Origin of the sequence: Actinomadura sp. 3N407, assembly GCF_052245875.1 — a bacterium.
Lineage (GTDB): Bacteria > Actinomycetota > Actinomycetes > Streptosporangiales > Streptosporangiaceae > Spirillospora.
Genome location: NZ_JBQQBP010000019.1, coordinates 164909 through 181758, shown reverse-complemented (window position 1 = coordinate 181758; position 16850 = coordinate 164909). Strand labels below are relative to the sequence as shown.

Here is a 16850-nt window from a genome sequence, read left to right as displayed (position 1 = left end):
CCGTTCGCCGCTCGAGTACCCCCAAAGGGGCCTTTCCGCTCGACTTGCATGTGTTAAGCACGCCGCCAGCGTTCGTCCTGAGCCAGGATCAAACTCTCCATTAAGGCACAACGACCAACCAGAGAACGAACCCCCAGCCGGCCAAACCTCGGAAAACAATCCCAGCAAACAACCCCACCAAAAAAGGCGGGGCCCTTGCCTCAAAGAAACCCCCACCACCCCCTACACAGCGGGGCGGCACACGGGGCGACCCGACCGACAAAAGAACCGGCCGAGCCGATAAAGGCACTGGCTTTTAACACGCTGTTGAGTTCTCAAGAAACGGACACCCACCGCGCCGAACCCCGCTCCCGCAGGCCCCGGCTCCGGGGCGACTCATCTTACTTTACCGGATCCGGGCCGAATGTCAATTTCGTGCCCTTTTCCGATAAATACCCTTCCGCTGCCGCTCGCGCGGCGCCTTCCGGGCGGTGAAGCTATTTCATCAGATCCGGCGCGATTGTCAAAATCGACCTTTTCCGATCACCATGGCAGGCCGGGCACGGCGAAGCCGCGTCGGCTGGTTCGGTGGTGGTTCCCCGGTTGGCCGGCCGCCGTGCAGGCGTCCTGGCATCCGTGTGGGGACGAGGGGTTAACTTACGCGGTCGTAGCGGCCACGTCAACTTGGAGCACCGCCGGCCTCGCCTCGGGCCGAACGTGGGAGTAGGCGGGAACCCATCGGGACTGGTAACCATCTATCTTCTTGGATTACCCAGCCCACATGCACGGAGGTACGACCCATGGCCTACCCGCCCGCTCCCCCGCCGCCGAACCCCTACGGTGCCGGCAGCCCGCCCCCGAACCATCTGGTGTGGGCGATCCTCACGACGCTCCTCTGCTGCCTGCCCGCGGGGGTCGTGTCCATCGTGTTCGCCGCGCAGGTCAACTCCAAGTGGCAGGCCGGTGACCACGCCGGTGCTCAGAAAGCGTCCAACAACGCCAAGACCTGGGCGATCGTCTCCGCCGCCGTGGGTGTGGTCGTGCTCCTCATCTCGTTCGTGGTGTCCTTCGCGACCAGCTCCTGATTCATGACGAGCGAGCGCCGGTCCGCCCTGCTTCAGCCGGGCGGGCCCCTCACCGGGCGGCGGGGCGGGCCCCGCGGCCGTTCCGCGGCCGCGGTGGCGGTCCGGCTGCTCCGGCCGGCCGGGGTCGTGGTCCTCACCGCCGCGGTCGTCTCCTACATCGCCGCGGTAGATCCGAATGAGCAAGGTCACTATCCGACCTGCCCGTTCCTCTCGCTGACGGGCCTGCAGTGCCCGGGCTGCGGCTCGATGCGGACCATTCACGCGCTCGCCCACGGTCACGTCGGGGACGCCCTGGCGTTGAACGTCTTCGCCGTGACGATGATCCCGGTCCTGGCGTTCTTCTGGTTCCGGTGGGCGAAGGCCCTGGCCCGGGACCGTCCCACCCGCACGAAGACGGCTCCTCCCGCGTTCATCTGGGCGTTCTTCGCGGCGGTCCTCCTCTTCTGGCTGGTGCGGAACCTGCCGTTCGGTTCCTTCCTCGCCGCCTGACCCCGGTCGACGGGGACCGGACCGGCACCCCTACGCTCCCCTTCGTGTGCGCATCGACGTCGTCCCGCCTTGGAGCGGGTACTTCCCCGGAGGTCGCTGATGAGCGGACGTGCCCTGGTTCTCGGTGGTGGCGGTGTCGCGGGCATCGCGTGGCTGACGGGCGTCATCGCCGGGCTGGCCCGCGAGGGGACGGACGTGACCGGGGCCGATCTCCTGGTCGGGACGTCGGCGGGCGCCGCGGTGGGCGCGCAGATCGGGAGCGGCCTGCCGATCGGTGAGTTGCTCGCGCGGCAGGCGGATCCCGCGCTGCAGAACCGCGAGCTGGTTCCGTCCGGCGGCGTGACCGTCGCCGAGTTCGCGGAGATCTGGATGCGGCTCGCCGAGGACAACGACGACCCCGCCGTGATCCGGCGGGCGCTCGGTGCGCGGGCGCTGGCCGCCGACACGGTCGCGGAGGCCGAACGGCGGGCGGTGATCGAGGGGCGGCTGCCCCGTCACGAGTGGCCGTCCCGGGCCCTGAAGGTGACGGCGGTGAACGCCCTGACCGGTGATCTCCGCGTCTTCGACCGCGACTCGGGGGTCGGGCTCGTGGACGCGGTCGCGGCGAGCTGCGCCGTCCCGATGATCTGGCCGCCGGTGACGATCGACTCCGTCCGGTACGTGGACGGCGGCGTGCGATCGGTGAACAACGTCGACCTCGCCGCCGGTCATGAGCGTGTGCTGGTCATCGCGCCGATGGAGGACCCGGCGCTGGAGGCGGGCATCGCGGTGGTCGGCGACCGGGGCGGGCGCGTCGAGGTGATCGATCCGGACGGGGCGTCGCTGGCGGCGTTCGGCGCCGATCCGCTGGCCCCGTCCACCCGCACACCGTCGGCGGACGCGGGTCTCGCACAGGGCAAGGCACTGGCCGCGGGCATCGCCCGGTTCTGGAATCGGGACGAACCGGGCGGCTCATAGGCGGGCCGCCTGCCGGGTCAGGCCGGGGCGGTGAAGGCGGGCGGGCGCCTCTCGAAGTAGGCGCGGACGGCCTCGACCTGATTGGGGGTGCCGCGCAGTTCTCCGAGCGTCCGTGACTCTTCGAGGAACTGGCCGGCCAGGTCGTCGTCCGCCGCGCGGTTGAGGAGGCGTTTCGCGCCGCGGACGGCGTCGGGGCTGTGGCCGGCGATCTCCCGGGCGAGTTCGGTGGCGGCGGCGTGCGGGTCGGCGGCGGTGCGGGTGGCGAGGCCGATGCGGGCGGCCTCCTCGCCGCTGATCGTGCGGCCGGTGAAGGTGAGTTCCTTCGCGACGTCCTCGCCGATGAGACGGATCAGGGCGGCGGTTCCCGTCATGTCGGGCACCAGGCCCCAGCGGATCTCCAGGACCGACAGTTTCGCGTCGGGGGCGACGATCCGGATGTCGGCGCCGAGCGCGATCTGCAGGCCGCCGCCGAGGGCGTGGCCGTGGACGGCGGCGATGACGGGCTGCGGCATTTCCCGCCAGGCGTGCACGGCCTGCTGGCCGAGGTTGGTGATGCGTCCCGGTTCGCGTGCGGTGATGTCGCCCGCCAGCCGCCGGAAGCGGGTGCTGCCCTCGTCGGGGGCGGAGTCACCGGCCATGGCGGCGAAGTTGGCGAAGTCGAGCCCGGCGCAGAACGCGCGGCCCTCGCCGGACAGGACGACGGCGCGGACGGACGGGTCCGCGGCGAGCGTCTCCCCGGTCTCGGCGAGCGCGTCGAACGTGGCCATGTCGAGGGCGTTCAGCTTGTCTGGGCGGTTGAGCCGCACGTCGGCGACTCCCTCGTGGACGTTCACGGTCACGCGGTCGGTCATGCCGGGATCCTCATCTGTCGGCGATCTTCTCAGGGTGACGATTCCATGCGCCGCCGCAGCCAGTCGAGGGCGGCGTCGCCTTGGGCCTTCTGGAACGCGCGGAGGGTGGGCAGGCCCGGCGGCGGCCGCCTGCCCGCCCGGACGAGGTATCCCGCCAGCGCCGCGAGGACGGACGTCACCGCGTCGTCGTCGGCGTGCCGGGCGACGGGGTGGGCGGCGAAGACGCCGGCGGGCGGCGGGCCGCCCTGCGTGTGGATGCTCGGGAGCGTCGTGACCAGGTCGAACCACGGCGCCGCGAGGCAGGCCCACGGCCAGTCGACGACGACCCGGTCGGCGGTGAGGAGGAGGTTGTCGGCGCGGAGGTCGGCGTGGGCGAGTGTCGGGCCCGCGGACGCCTCTTCCCACGCGTCTTCGAGGGCGGCCAGCCGGGTGAGGTTGCGCCGGGCCCACGGGTCGAGGCCGGTGAGGTCCTCACCGGCGGACAGGAGCCGCCAGCCCCGGAACGCGGCGCCGAACCGTTCGGCGGCCGTGGGCGCGTCGATGGCTTCGGCGCGGTGCAGGCCGGGCGTGTCCGGGTTGGGTTCGGGGCCGGCGCTCTTGACGAACGCGCGGCGGCCGTCGTCCAGGTGCAGGCGTGCGGCGACGCCCGGGGAGAACCCGCCGGGCCGGGTGGCGGCGTCGATGACGCGGGCGCCCAGCAGCCCTTCCACGTCCGCCCGGACGTGCGCGGGTGTTCCGTCCCAGGGGAGGCGGCCGTTCGGTACGGCGTTCATTCACGCATTGTCGCGGCCGGGGTCAGGTGACGGGAACGATTTCGGCGCCGGTGAGCCGGCCTTCGTGGATTTCGAGGAGGCCGAGGGTGCCGTGGGGCCGGCGGCGGCGGTCGGTGGGCGATCCGGGGTTGAAGATGCGGACGCCGTCGCCGGTCTCGTCCAGCGGGATGTGCGAATGCCCGAAGACGACGAGGTCCGCGTCGGGGAACCAGCGGCGCATCCGGGCGGTCCGGCCGCGGGCCTGGCCGCTGTCGTGGACCAGGGCGACCGCGAGGCCGCCGAGGTCGAGTTCGAGGCGTTCGGGGGCGCCCCATGCGGCGACGTCGGGTCCGTCGTTGTTGCCGAGGACGGCGTGGACGGGCGCGTACTCGGCGAGCTCGTCGAGGACGGAGGCGGTGCACACGTCGCCGGCGTGCAGGATCACGTCGGCGTCCCGCAGGTGCGCGGCCACCCGCGGCGGGCACGACTTCCAGCGCCGGGGCGCGTGGGTGTCGGAGATGGCCACCGCTCTCACACGTCCCATTGTCCCGCACGCGCCGGGATGCGGTTCCGCGGGTCCGTCATCCGGGCGGCCGGACGCGGCTGAGCTTGTCCGGGTTGAGGACGCCGTAGATCGCGTGGATCAGGCCGTCCCGGATGTCGAACACCGTGAGCTGTCGCCGGCCGTCGATGTGCGTCCACACGGCGGGGCCGCCGTTAACCTCAACGATCTCGGTCGTGCCGAGCCCGGAGCGGGACGCGAGGCCCGCGATGAACGCCGCGACGTGCGCGCGGCCTTCGACGGGGTGCAGCGCCGCGCGGGTGCGGCCGCCGCCGTCGTTCCAGGCGACGATGTCCTCGGCGAGCAGTTCGGTGAGGGCGCCGAGGTCACCGCCGCGGGCCGCGTCCAGGAACCGTCCGAGCAGCTCGGTGTGGTCGGCGGCGGCCGGGCGGAACCGGTCGCGGCCCTCGGCGAGGCGCGCGGCGGCCCGGCGGTGGTGCTGGCGGCACGTCGCGGCGGGGACGCCGAGGACGCCGGCGATCTGCTCGTAGGGCAGTTCGAACGCCTCGCGCAGGACGAACACGGCGCGTTCGGGCGGCGACAGCCGCTCCATCATGTGCAGGGTCGCGTAGGCGAGGGTGTCGGTCATCTCGGCGGTATCCAGCGGCCCGAACGCGTCGGCGGGGACGGGTTCGGGCAGCCACGGCCCGGTGTAGGCCTCGCGGGTGACGCGGGCGGAGCGGAGCTGGTCGAGCGCGAGCCGCGACACGATCGTGACGAGGTAGGCGCGCGGATCCCTGATCTCGGCCGCGCCGGCCCGGGTCCAGCGCAGGAACGCCTCCTGGACGACGTCCTCGGCGTCCCACATGCTGCCGAGCAGCCGGTAGGCGAGGCCGAGGAGGAGCGGGCGGTGCTTCTCGAAGGCCCCGGGGTCCCCGGGGTCCCCGGAGGCCCCGGTCGTCGTCGCGTCCATGGGACGATCATGCCGCGCGGGCCGGGTCACCGCCCCCCGGGCCGCGGCCGGCCGCGAAGCCGTCCGTCCAGGACGCGTACCGGGGGCGCCAGTCGAGGCGGAGCCGGGCGCGGGTGTTGCCGGCGCCGCGCAGCCCGTTCATGTACGCCACGCCCCAGCCGCCGACGGCGAGCCGGGCGAGGGCGGCGGGGACGCGCTTGGGCGCGGGCGCGTCCAGCGTCCGCGCGAACGCGGGCAGGAACTCGCCCATGGTGACGGGCGTGTCGTCCACGACGTTCGCGACGCCGGTCAGGTCCTTGTCGAGGGCGGCGACGAGGGCGGTCGCGGCGTCGTCGGCGTGGGTGAACGACAGGGTCGAGTTCCCGCCGCCGACCACGGGCAGCTTGCCGGCGCGGACCTGGCCGGTGAACGCGCCGTCCGGGGCGAAGGCGGAGCCCGGCCCGTACAGGTGGCCGAACCGCAGGACCAGTCCCCCGGCCTCGCCGGTCAGCCGTTCGAGTTCGATGAGCGCGGCGAGGACGGGCGCGAACTGCTTGGGCGTCCGGTCGGTCCAGAGGGGGGAGTCCTCGTCGGCCAGGCCGTCGCCCGGCTGGTAGGCGTAGGCGAGGCCCTCGGCGAGGACGCGGGTGACGCCGGCGTTCGCGGCCGCGTCGTACAGGTTGCGGGTGCCTTCGGTGCGGAGCCGGTTGGTGGCCGCGAAGTCGCGGGCCAGGCGCCTCGGGTCGGGCGCGGCGGGGATCGCGGTGAGCAGGTTGACGACCGCGTCCGGCGCGGCCTCGGCGACGGCGCGGGCCAGCGCGTCCCGGTCGAGCGCGTCGGCGGTCACGGTCCGCCCGGCGGCGGCCGGGCGGCGGGTGCGGGCCAGCCCGGTCACCTCGTGCCCGACGGCGTCCAGCAGCGGGACGAGCCGGCGCCCGATGACCCCGGTGGACCCGGCGACGAGAACTCGCATGATGACCTCCCCTGATCCGTCCCGGCAGCGTCGCCGGGAACGACGGTTTCTGCATCAGGACGGGACAGGGTCGCCGGTCGTGACGTTCCCGGACGTGATTCAGGCCACATCCCCGTCGCGGGGGCGGGTGATTTTGCCACGCCGGGATCCGGACACCGGTGGGAAACAACTGTAAGCAAGCTGTCATTACCGTGCGCTGACCTGCGGAGTTACGCTCGAATTCCTCGCGTTCGTCCAGGAGGATTCCGGCCGTACGCCCCCGGCCGTTCCGACGCGGCGACCCAGCATCGCGAGGGCAGAGGGGGCGGCCGGGCTCCGAGGAGGATGATCACTCCCTTGCACCGGCCCCGGGGCCCGGCCGTCTTTCTCTTTCTCCGCGGGTGGTCCGGGCCGCCCCGAGCGGACGGGACGGGGCGGGGGCGGCCCGGACCGGCGGGCGGGCGTCACAGGCAGGGGCGTTACGAGGTCAGGTAGAGCTTGCGGTCGAAGACGCCGGAGCCGGGAGTGCTCTCACCGCGGGCGATGCCGGCGCCGGCGCCGGTGCCGTCGGACGGGCACAGGCCGCTGCTCCCCGGTTGCCGGACGAGCGTGATGTCGTCGGCCGCGCCCTGCGCGTCGTCGAGGTCCGGGAGCGGCCGGTTCGGGTTGTCGCGGTTGTAGACGTCGAAGGCGAGCCCGGGGGTGTCGCCGGTGCGGAAGCCGTAGTAGCAGGTGACGGTGAAGCCGAGGATCTTGCCTTCGACCTTGAAGCTCAGGCCGGCGTTGATGGACAGCGTGCCGTCGCGTCCGCCGTCGACCGGGTCGTAGGCGACCTGGCCGCTCTTGTCGGGCACTTCGCTGAGGTCGAGGTCGGTCGCGGGCGAGCTGAGGCCGTTGGAGGTCTCGCACGCGCCGATCGACGCGGCGGTCAGCTCGCCGGCGCCGGCGGACTGGACGGTGCCCTGCAGCGTCGCGCTCTCACACGACCCGGTCACCTCCGAGCCCAGGAAGTCGACGGAGAAGGTGAGCGGCCCGACCGTGGAGACCTGCCAGTTTCCGGAGTAGGGCGCTCCGGTGGCGGTCTCCTCGCGGAGGGTCGTGGTGGCGGCGGACGCGGTGCCCGCCGTCAGGGCCAGCGCGGCGGACGCGGCCACCACCGGCACGGCGAGTCTGGTGGGAGCTTTCACGGGGTCTCCTCCTCGGGAGCGGGCTTTCTGTTTCCGGGTGCGGCGCCCGCACACGGCCCCCTTCGCGCGGTGAACGGGAGACATGACCGCGCGGAATACAACCTGTTTGTACCCGAGTGATCCAGAGAAACAAAGACCCGATCAGAAATAAGTTCACGTCTTATAGAATTCCGCTAAAACGGCGGAGGAGAACACTAAGCTGAACGCGAAATCACCCAGCGAAATCGGCCGGGCGCGCTAAGAGAATAGCCCAGGAAATGGCGGGATCGCGCGGCCGGTCAGATGCCGGTGGATCTGTTCGCGAGGAAGCCGGCCACCTGCGGGGCGACGCGGTCGGCCCAGGCTCCGATGACGTCCTCGGCGTCCGCGAGCTGCGATTCGAGCAGTGCCAGGCCGGGGGTCGCGACGTTCGCGCCCAGTTCGATGAGGAGCGGCCGCAGATGCGTCTCCACGGCGAGGGCGTGCCTGGGGTCGCCCATCACCAGGAGGGGCAGGGCGACCGCGGACGCCAGCGAACCGGCGGCGAAGCGGTCCAGGAACACCTTCAGCAGGCCGGTGTAGGTGGCCTTGTAGGTCGGGCTCGCCACGATGAGGACGTCCGCGCCGCCGACGGTGTCCAGGGCGTGCTGCACGCCGGGCGGCGGGACGGCGCTCAGCAGGTCGGGCGCCAGCACCGACAGGTCGACGGTCCCGGCCTCGGCGGTGACCCCGATCCGCTCGTCGACCGCCTCGGCGGCCTGGAGCGCCGCCGCGAGCGTCCGCGACTTCGGCCGCGGATTGCCCACCAGCACGACGGTGCTCATGCGCCCGTTCCCCCGGTCGTCGGCAGGCCCGCGGCCCGCCACGCCCGGAAGCCGCCGACGACGTCGGTGGCGCGGGTGAGGCCGAGGTCGTGCAGGCACGCCGCGGCGAGACTGGAGGTGTAGCCCTCCGAGCAGAACACGATGACGCGCAGGTCGTGGCCGGTCGCCTGGGGGAGCCGGGCGGCCGACACCGGGTCGAGGCGCCATTCGAGGACGTTGCGTTCCACGATCAGCGCGCCGGGCACCTCGCCCTCGTCCGCGCGCTGGGCCGCGGGCCTGATGTCGACCAGCAGCGCGCCGTCCCGCGTCTCGGCGTGGGCCTGACCGGGGTCGAGGCGTGCCAGGCGGACGCGCGCGTCGGCGAGGATCTCTTCGATCGTACGAGCCATGGCATCCAGCATGGCAGACGTCATTCGCCCGCGAGCTGCGCCTCGGCGGAGGCGAGGATCTCCTGGATCCGCAGGCCGTGCGCGGCGTCCAGCGCGCCGCCGGGCTCGCCGCGCACCGCACCGGCGAACTCCGCGACCATGGTCGCGAACGCGTCGTCGCCGAGCTCGGACCAGTCGAGCCGGGCGTGCCCCTTCCGCCCGTACACCTCGACGTGCGCGGGCGGCAGCTCCCCCGTCCCCGCCATCGAGACCGAGGCCTGGCTGACCGCGCCGCCCTCGTGCTCCAGCGTCAGCCCCAGCCAGCCGAGCGGGTCGCCGTGCGCGCGGACGCCGGCGACCCGGCCGAGCGAGGCGTCCAGCAGGTCGACGATGTGCGGGCCGAGGTCGAGCAGCGCGCCCTTCTCCAGCCGCCACGGGGTGGCGAACGGACCGCCGCTGAGCACCGAGGAGACGAACGAGCCGTAGCCGCCGAACGGGTCGAGGTCCCGTACCCGGCCGAGGAAGGCGCGGGCGGCGCGCGAGTAGCGCAGCGTGAAGACCATCTGGGAGACGACGCCCGCCTCGGCGATGGCGCCCGCCGCGCGGCGGGCGCCATCGAGGTCCATGGCGAGGGGCTTTTCCAGCAGGACGGCCTTGCCCGCGCGGGCGGCGCGCGCGGCGAGGTCGGCCTGGACGTCGGGCGGGACGGAGAACGCCACGGCCTCGCAGGCGTCGAACAGCTCCTCGATCCGTTCGAACGAGGGCGCGCCGTGCCTGCCGGCGAGTTCGGCGGACGCCTCCGGCCGCCGGGCCCACACCCCGGCGAGCCGGGTGGACGGCCCCTCCGCCAGCGTCGGCGCGTGCACCATCCCGGCCCAGGGTCCCGCCCCGACCAGCCCCACCGCCACAGAATCGCTCATGGGGCAAACCTAGGGGATCTACCCACGGGTCAGTTCACGGAAGAAGTCCCTGATGTCGGACACGAGCAGGCCGGGCTGCTCCAGGGCGGCGAAGTGGCCGCCGCGGTCGAACTCCGTCCACCGGACGATCTTGTCGGTCCGCTCGGCCAGCGCCCGGACCGGCAGGGCCGCCTCGAAGGGGAACACGGCGACGCCCGTCGGGACGGTGGAGGGCTCGCTCTCCTCCCAGGCGTGGGCGAACTCGTAGTAGAGCTGCGCCGACGAGCCCGCCGTGTTCGTCAGCCAGTAGAGGGAGACGTTGGTCAGGAGCGCGTCGCGGTCGATGGCGTCCTCGGTCCACTCGGAGAACTTCTCGGCGATCCACGCGAGCTGCCCGGCCGGGGAGTCGGCGAGCCCGTAGGCGAGGGTCTGCGGGCGGGTCGACTGGATGGCCATGTAGCCGCCCATCTCGGAGGTGAAGCGCTCCGTCCCGGCCAGGCGCTCCCGGTCCGCCTCGTCCAGGCCCTCGGGGGAGCCGAAGGTGAGCAGGAAGTTGACGTGCACGCCGATCAGCCGGTCGGGGGCGAGGCGTCCCAGCTCGCGGGACACGCCCGATCCCCAGTCGCCGCCCTGCGCGCCGTACCGGTCGTAGCCGAGGCGGTCCATCAGCTCCGCCCACGCCCCGGCGATGCGGCCGAGCGTCCAGCCGCCGCCGGCGAGCGGGGACGAGAACCCGTACCCGGGCAGCGACGGTATGACCAGGTGGAACGCGTCGGCGGGGTCGCCGCCGCGGGCGGCCGGGTCGGTCAGCGGGCCGATCACGTCGAGGAACTCGGCGACCGAGCCGGGCCAGCCGTGCGTGAGGATCAGCGGCGTCGCGTCCGGCTCGGGCGAGCGGACGTGCAGGAAGTGGATCCGCTGGCCGTCGATCGTGGTGACGAACTGCGGGTGCTCGTTCAGCCGCGCCTCGTGCTCGCGCCAGTCGTATCCGGAGGCCCAGTGGCCGGTCAGCTCGCGCACGCGGTCCTCGGGGACGCCGCGCTCGGCGCCGGTGCCGGGGACCTGGCCGGGGAGCCGGGTCCGGGCGAGCCGATCGCGGAGATCGTCGAGGTCGGCCTGCGGAATCTCGATGCGGAAGGGGCGGATGTCTTCGCTCATGGAAGAACCCTCTCCCTCAATGCGGCAAGATTCCTGCCGCGATTGGGAGGAGAATGCGGACATGCTGGAAACGTCGGCCCGCCTGCTTCGCCTGCTGTCCCTGTTGCAGACCCGCGCGGACTGGACGGGCGCCGAGCTGGCCGAACGCCTTCAGGTCAGCCCCCGGACCGTCCGCTACGACATCGGCAAGCTGCGCGACCTCGGCTATCCGGTGCACGCCGTCCCGGGGGTGGCGGGCGGGTACCGGCTCGGCGCCGGCGCCGCCCTGCCGCCGCTGCTGCTGGACGACGAGGAGGCCGTGGCGGTCGCCGTCAGCCTGCGCACGGCGGCCGGCGGCACGGTCACCGGGATCGAGGAGACCTGCGTCCGGGCGCTGGCCAAGCTGGAGCAGGTCCTCCCGTCCCGGCTGCGGCGCCGTGTCGCCGCGCTGCACGGATACACGACCCCGCTGGCGCACGGCGGCCCCACGGTGGCGGCCGACACCCTGGCCACCATCGCCGCCGCCTGCCGTGACCGCCGCCGGCTCCGGTTCGGCTACCGGCGCCACGACGGCACCGAGACCGTCCGCGAGGTCGAGCCCTACCGGCTGGTGCACACCGGTCGCCGCTGGTACCTGGTCGGCTGGGACGCGTCCCGCGACGGCTGGCGCACCTTCCGCGTCGACCGGCTGACCCCGCGCACCCCGGACGGCCCGCGCTTCACGCCGCGCGAGGACCCTCCCGCCGATCTTGTTCCGCGGGGGGTGGACGCGGCGCTCGCCCATCACCGGGCGCGTGTCACCGTCCACGCGCCGGCCGGGGAGATCTCGGAGCACGTCCCTGCGTCCGTGCTCGTCGAGCCGGTGGACGCGGGCACGTGCGTGGTCCACGCGAGCGCCGACACCCCGTACCGGCTGGCCATGCACGTGCTCATGCTCGACGCCGCCTTCGAGGTCGGCGGGCCGCCCGAGCTGCTGGACGCCCTGGACAGGATCGCCGGCCGGGTCGCGGCCGGCGTCAGCAGCCGCCGTGCGTGATCACCCAGGCGTCCAGGAACGCCTGGACGTGGTGGTCGTAGAGACCGCCGTCGGTCAGATACTCGCGCGCGGACGCGTAGTCCATGCCGCACGTCGCCCGCCCCGCCTCGATCGCCCAGTCGTCCGGGGCCGTGATGCCGTCGGCGGCGATCAGCGCCAGGAAGTTCGCGTCGGCGGCGCCGTAGCCGGGCTGCTCCGGAGCCACGGTCCGGGGTTCGGTGACGGTGACGGTCGGCCGCGGCTCGGGCGGCGCCCGCCTCTGCTCCGGTTCCTGGGCGGGGGGCGCCGACGTCCTGGTCTCGCCGACCCTGCCGGCGTCGCGCGACTCGTCCGGGCTCAGCTTGATGAAGGCGATGGCACCGGCGCTCGCCAGGACCGCCGCGAGCAGCGCGGCCACCACCACGACGATGATCTGCCTCATGTCGTTCCCCCGATGGGCAGCTGCGAGGGAGGGCCGGGCAAGGTCTCGCCCATCCCTCGCCGCTGAGCGGGGCCCAACGACACCAGCGTACGCGTCACCGGGTCATAACGGACAGAGGGTAGAGTTCCGGACATTGCGGGACACTGCGGTATATTTCAGGCGCAAGATCAGCCGAGCTGGACGCCGAAGAACAGGGCCGCCAGAGCGCCCACCGCGCCGAGGGCGCCCCAGGCGGCGAGACCGGCCTTCGAGCGGGCACGGGTGTGCAGGAACGCGGCCACGCCCGACAGGAGGACGAAGGCGAGCTTCACCCCCAGGGTGCGCTGCGCCGCGTCGCCCATGTCGCCGGCGGTGATGTTCCAGACGCCGGTCAGGACGAGGACGGCGAACGCGGGCCAGGCGATCATGTTGTAGCGGCGGGCGGCGACCTTCGTGACGCCCTCGTAGCCGCGCAGCGCCGGGACGAGCGCGCCCAGCGTGATCTGCCCGCCGACCCAGATCGTCGCGGCGAGCACATGAAGGAAGAGCCGCACATCGGCGGTGGTGACCTCGAGCACGGGTGCCTCCCTGGACGGCCGGACGATGATCGGGACCGGTTCACCGGGACGTTATCGCCTGCCCCGGCCGGGCCGCGCACCACCCCGCGCATCGCCCGAACAGGCGTCCCGAGACCGTCCATGGTCTTCGCAGTGAACCGGCGGGCCCGCACGGCCGCCGCGTGGCGCGCGCCGCCATGACCTACCGTTACTACCGTCCATCATGAGTTCATCGCGGGGGTCCGGGCACCACGGCGCCCCCGGAGACGGAGGCGGCGGCTTGAGCGGTCATCGCGAGCTTGTCGGGGCGCTGCGGCGGGCCGGGGTGAGCGGGGTCGACGACTCCGCGCTCGCCCGGTCGATGTACTCGTCGGACGCCTCGCTCTACCGGGTGCCGCCGCAGGTCGTGGTGACGCCCCGGGAGGCGGGCGAGCTGCCGGCGCTGCTCGGGGTGTGCCGGGAGTTCGGGGTGCCGCTGACGATGCGGGGCGGCGGGACGTCCATCGCGGGCAACGCGGTCGGGGCCGGTGTGGTGGCGGACGTGAGCCGGCATCTGAACCGGGTGCTGGAGATCGACCCGGACGCGGGGACGGCGCTGGTCGAGCCGGGCATCGTGCAGGCGCGGCTGCATCAGGCGGCGGCGCGGCACGGGCTGCGGTTCGGGCCCGATCCGTCCACGCGGACGCGGGCCACGCTCGGCGGGATGATCGGCAACAACGCGTGCGGGTCGCGGGCGCTCGGATACGGGCGGACGAGCGACAACGTGCTCGGCCTGGACGTCGTCACCGGTTCCGGGGAGCGGCTGCGGCTGGGGGACGTGCCCGGCGGCGGTGCCGAGTCCGCGCTGCTTGAGCGGCTGCGGGGGCTGGTGGGCGAACACCTCGCCCTGGTGCGGACGGAGTTCGGGCGGTTCGGGCGGCAGGTCTCCGGTTACTCGCTTGAGCATCTGCTGCCGGAGAAGGGGTTCGACGTCACGCGGGCGCTGGTCGGCACCGAGGGGACGCTCGCGCTGACGCTGGCGGCGCGGGTGCGGATGGTGCGCGAGCCCGAATGCCGGCTGCTGGCCGTCCTCGGGTTCGGGTCGATGGCGGAGGCCGCCGACGCCGTCCCGGCGATCCTGCCGCATGGGCCGGTGGCGTGCGAGGGGCTGGATTCGCGGATCACCGGTGTCGTGCGGGAGCGGCGGGGAGCCGACGCGGTGCCTCCGCTGCCGCGAGGGTCGGGGTGGCTCCTCGTGGAGCTCGCCGGGCCGCGGGTCGAGGCGCTGCGGTCGACCGCGCGGAAAGCCGTCGGTGCGTCAGGGTGCGTCGACTCCATGCTGGTCGAGGACATGGCGCTCGCCGACGCGCTGTGGAGGATCCGCGAGGACGGGTCGGGGCTCGTGGCGCGGACGCCCGGGGGCGAGCAGGCCCATGCCGGGTGGGAGGACGCCGCGGTGCCGCCGGAGCGGCTGGGGGCGTACCTGCGCGAGTTCGAGGCGCTGCTGGGCGAGTACGGGCTCTTCGGCGTCCCGTACGGGCATTTCGGGGACGGGTGCATTCACGTCCGCATCGACTTCCCGTTCGGGCGGTCCGGCGGGCGCGGGGTCTTCCGCGATTTCCTGGGCGAGGCGGCGGCGCTGGCGGCCCGGCACGGCGGCACCATGTCCGGGGAGCACGGGGACGGGCGGGCGCGGAGCGAGCTGCTGCCGCACATGTACTCGGCCGGCGCGCTGGCGCTGTGCTCGGCCGTCAAGGACGTCTTCGATCCCGATGACGTGCTCAATCCGGGCATCATCGTCCGTCCGGCGCCCGTCGACGCCGATCTGCGCGCGGTGCAGGCCGTCCCGCTGACGCGCGGCCTCGGGCTCGCCCACCGCGACGATCGCGGCGACCTGTCGCGGGCCGTGCACCGGTGCACCGGGGTGGGCAAGTGCCGCGCCGACAACACCGCGTCGGGCGGCGTCATGTGCCCGTCGTATCTGGCGACCCGGGAGGAGAAGGACTCCACGCGCGGACGGTCCCGGGTGCTTCAGGAGGTCGTCAGCGGGAAGCTCGGCCCGGACGGCTGGAAGTCCGATGCCCTGCACGACGTGCTCGACCTGTGTCTTTCGTGCAAGGGGTGCGCGTCCGACTGCCCCACCGGCATCGACATGGCGTCCTACAAGGCGGAGGCGCTGCACCGCAGGTACCGGCGCAGGGTCCGGCCCCGCGCCCACTACGCGCTGGGGCGGCTGCCCCGCTGGACGCGGCTGCTCGCCCGGATCCCCATGATGATCAAGGTCGCGAACGCGGGGATGCGGTCGCCGGCGCTGAGGTCCCTGGTCGCGCGGAGCGCGGGCATCGACCGGCGGCGCACGCTGCCCCCGTTCGCCCCCGTGACGTTCCGGCGCTGGTTCGCGTCGCATCGAAGCGCGGAGGGACGCCACGGCGACGTCGTCCTGTTCGTGGACAGCTTCACCGACGCGTTCTCGCCCGACGTCGGCAAGGCGACCGTGAAGGTGCTGGAACACGCCGGATACCGCGTCACCGTCACCGAACGTCCCGTGTGCTGCGGGATCACGTGGATCTCGACCGGGCAGCTGGACGGGGCCCGCGCGCAGGCACGGCGCACCGTGCAGGCGCTGCTCCCCCATGTCCGGCGCGGCGCGAAGGTCGTCGGGATGGAGCCGTCCTGCACGGGTGTGCTGCGGTCGGACGCGGAGGAGCTGCTGAGCGGGGTGGACGCGGCCGCGGCGCGCGAGGTGGCCGCCGCGACCCGCACCCTCGCCGAGCTGCTCGCCGAAACCGACGACTGGACGCCGCCCGACCTGTCCGGGGTCACCGGGATCGCGCAGCCGCACTGCCACCACCACGCCGTCATGGGCTGGACGAAGGACGCCGCGCTGCTCGGGGAGGCGGGCGCCGACGTCGGCCGGCTCGGGAACTGCTGCGGGCTCGCGGGCAACTTCGGCGTCGAGAAGGGCCATCACGACGTGTCCGTCGCCGTCGCCGAATACCAGCTGCTCCCGGCCGTGCGGAGGACCGGTGAGGGCGACGTCGTCCTGGCCGACGGGTTCAGCTGCCGCACGCAGCTCCGCGAGCTGGCACGGCGCGACGGCGAGCACCTCGCGCAACTGCTGGCCCGGCACCTGCCCTAGCGGCCCCGCCGCCTAGCCGCCCCGCTGCCGCTGGCCGAGGGTGCGCGACAGGGTGAGGGCGGCGGTGTGGACGGCGGGGGCGACCGCGGCGAGGCGCATCCGGTTCGACCAGCCCGACACCGACAGGGCGCCGAGGACCAGGCCGTCGGGGCCGAGGACGGGGCTGGCCGCGCAGACGATCCCGCGGCCGGACTCCTCCCGGTCGTAGGCGACGCCCTCGCGGTGGATCGTCTCCAGTTCCTTCGCCAGGAGCCCCGGCGCGACGACGCTGCGTTCGCTGGTCTTGACGAGACCCGCATCCAGGACGGCCCTCACCACGTCCGGCGGGGAGAACGCGAGGATCGCCTTGCCGACGCCGGTGACGTGCGCGGGCAGCCGGCCGCCCACCTGCGACGGCAGCCGGGGCCCGCCGGACGAGCCGAGGATCTCCACGTAGACGACCTCGCCGCCCTCCAGCACCGCGAGATGGACGGTCTGCCGGGTCGCCTCCCGCAGGTCCGACATGTACGGGACGGCCGCGTCCCGCAGGACCCGCTGGCGCGGTACCCGCTGCCCGATCTCGAACAGCTTCAGGCCGAGCCGGACGCGCGGGCCCTGCCGTTCCAACAGCCCCGCCTCGACGAGGTCGGCGGCGATGCGGTGCGCCGTCGACCGGGGCAGGCCGCTGCGGCGGGCGAGCTCGGCGGCGCCGAGGCCGTCCTCGTCCGCGCGGAAGGCGGTCAGCACCGCGACGGCGCGGCGCAGGAACGTGTCGTCGGACGGCATGGCCCCAATGTAGAAGAGGTGTCCCACCACGCGGGACGGTGGCGTTGCCCCCGGTGGCCCG

General features: G+C 73.5%; 18 protein-coding genes and 1 rRNA gene. 5 read left to right on the top strand and 14 right to left on the bottom strand.

What is annotated here, in order from left to right; genetic code table 11:
- Positions 1-104, bottom strand: a 16S ribosomal RNA gene (locus ACTWPP_RS36580); the annotation flags it as partial.
- Positions 105-779: 675 nt separating this feature from the next.
- Between ACTWPP_RS36580 and ACTWPP_RS36575 the strand changes: the two genes are divergently transcribed.
- The 3 genes from ACTWPP_RS36575 (at position 780) to ACTWPP_RS36565 (ending at position 2510) form a co-directional block, all read left to right on the top strand.
- Positions 780-1064, top strand: a complete 285-nt coding sequence (locus tag ACTWPP_RS36575; RefSeq protein ID WP_443109002.1) for a CD225/dispanin family protein — start codon at positions 780-782, stop codon at positions 1062-1064.
- Positions 1065-1067: 3 nt separating this feature from the next.
- Positions 1068-1553, top strand: coding sequence for a DUF2752 domain-containing protein (locus tag ACTWPP_RS36570; RefSeq protein ID WP_443109001.1), 486 nt, complete (start codon positions 1068-1070; stop codon positions 1551-1553).
- 99 nt (positions 1554-1652) lie between these two features.
- Positions 1653-2510 (top strand): patatin-like phospholipase family protein, encoded by an 858-nt coding sequence (locus ACTWPP_RS36565; RefSeq protein WP_443109000.1) that lies wholly within the window; start codon positions 1653-1655, stop codon positions 2508-2510.
- 17 nt (positions 2511-2527) lie between these two features.
- Here the strand turns inward: ACTWPP_RS36565 and ACTWPP_RS36560 are convergent, their stop codons facing one another.
- The 10 genes from ACTWPP_RS36560 to ACTWPP_RS36515 form a co-directional block, all read right to left on the bottom strand.
- A complete protein-coding gene (locus ACTWPP_RS36560; RefSeq protein WP_443108999.1) occupies positions 2528-3361 on the bottom strand; it encodes a crotonase/enoyl-CoA hydratase family protein in 834 nt (277 codons plus the stop codon).
- Positions 3362-3390: 29 nt separating this feature from the next.
- Positions 3391-4134 (bottom strand): phosphotransferase family protein, encoded by a 744-nt coding sequence (locus ACTWPP_RS36555; protein ID WP_443108998.1) that lies wholly within the window; start codon positions 4132-4134, stop codon positions 3391-3393.
- A gap of 22 nt (positions 4135-4156) precedes the next feature.
- Positions 4157-4657: a metallophosphoesterase family protein gene (locus ACTWPP_RS36550; protein ID WP_443108997.1), complete on the bottom strand. Its 501-nt coding sequence runs from the start codon at positions 4655-4657 to the stop codon at positions 4157-4159.
- 37 nt (positions 4658-4694) lie between these two features.
- Positions 4695-5588, bottom strand: a complete 894-nt coding sequence (gene sigJ / locus ACTWPP_RS36545) for an RNA polymerase sigma factor SigJ (protein WP_443108996.1) — start codon at positions 5586-5588, stop codon at positions 4695-4697.
- Between the two features lie 7 nt (positions 5589-5595).
- Positions 5596-6540 (bottom strand): NAD-dependent epimerase/dehydratase family protein, encoded by a 945-nt coding sequence (locus ACTWPP_RS36540; protein ID WP_443108995.1) that lies wholly within the window; start codon positions 6538-6540, stop codon positions 5596-5598.
- A 458-nt stretch (positions 6541-6998) separates the two neighbouring features.
- Positions 6999-7706, bottom strand: a complete 708-nt coding sequence (locus tag ACTWPP_RS36535) for a hypothetical protein (RefSeq protein WP_443108994.1) — start codon at positions 7704-7706, stop codon at positions 6999-7001.
- Between the two features lie 278 nt (positions 7707-7984).
- On the bottom strand, positions 7985-8509 hold the full coding sequence (locus ACTWPP_RS36530) for an NADPH-dependent FMN reductase (RefSeq protein WP_443108993.1): 525 nt from the start codon (positions 8507-8509) through the stop codon (positions 7985-7987).
- Entirely contained in the window at positions 8506-8898 is a 393-nt protein-coding gene (locus ACTWPP_RS36525) for a rhodanese-like domain-containing protein (protein WP_443108992.1), read from the bottom strand. The genes ACTWPP_RS36530 and ACTWPP_RS36525 overlap by 4 nt, the downstream gene beginning before the upstream one ends.
- 20 nt (positions 8899-8918) lie before the next feature.
- Complete coding sequence (locus tag ACTWPP_RS36520; RefSeq protein ID WP_443108991.1) at positions 8919-9797, bottom strand: Gfo/Idh/MocA family protein; 879 nt, start codon at positions 9795-9797, stop codon at positions 8919-8921.
- Between the two features lie 18 nt (positions 9798-9815).
- The gene (locus ACTWPP_RS36515; RefSeq protein WP_443108990.1) at positions 9816-10934 is read right to left on the bottom strand and encodes an epoxide hydrolase family protein; all 1119 of its coding nucleotides are present in this window, start codon (positions 10932-10934) and stop codon (positions 9816-9818) included.
- Positions 10935-10995: 61 nt separating this feature from the next.
- On the opposite strand from ACTWPP_RS36515, the gene ACTWPP_RS36510 reads away from it, so the two are divergent.
- Positions 10996-11949: a helix-turn-helix transcriptional regulator gene (locus ACTWPP_RS36510; RefSeq protein WP_443108989.1), complete on the top strand. Its 954-nt coding sequence runs from the start codon at positions 10996-10998 to the stop codon at positions 11947-11949.
- Here the strand turns inward: ACTWPP_RS36510 and ACTWPP_RS36505 are convergent.
- Both ACTWPP_RS36505 and ACTWPP_RS36500 read right to left on the bottom strand, forming a co-directional pair.
- Positions 11930-12370 carry a DUF732 domain-containing protein gene (locus ACTWPP_RS36505; RefSeq protein ID WP_443108988.1) on the bottom strand — a complete coding sequence of 147 codons (441 nt, stop codon included), beginning with the start codon at positions 12368-12370 and terminating at the stop codon, positions 11930-11932. The two genes, ACTWPP_RS36510 and ACTWPP_RS36505, sit on opposite strands and share 20 nt — an antisense overlap.
- Before the next feature lie 167 nt (positions 12371-12537).
- Positions 12538-12927 carry a hypothetical protein gene (locus ACTWPP_RS36500; RefSeq protein WP_443108987.1) on the bottom strand — a complete coding sequence of 130 codons (390 nt, stop codon included), beginning with the start codon at positions 12925-12927 and terminating at the stop codon, positions 12538-12540.
- 259 nt (positions 12928-13186) lie between these two features.
- On the opposite strand from ACTWPP_RS36500, the gene ACTWPP_RS36495 reads away from it, so the two are divergent.
- A complete protein-coding gene (locus tag ACTWPP_RS36495; protein ID WP_443108986.1) occupies positions 13187-16024 on the top strand; it encodes an FAD-binding and (Fe-S)-binding domain-containing protein in 2838 nt (945 codons plus the stop codon).
- Between the two features lie 12 nt (positions 16025-16036).
- On the opposite strand, the gene ACTWPP_RS36490 is transcribed toward ACTWPP_RS36495, so the two are convergent.
- Positions 16037-16789 carry an IclR family transcriptional regulator gene (locus ACTWPP_RS36490; RefSeq protein ID WP_443108985.1) on the bottom strand — a complete coding sequence of 251 codons (753 nt, stop codon included), beginning with the start codon at positions 16787-16789 and terminating at the stop codon, positions 16037-16039.
- Between the last annotated feature and the right edge of the window lie 61 nt (positions 16790-16850).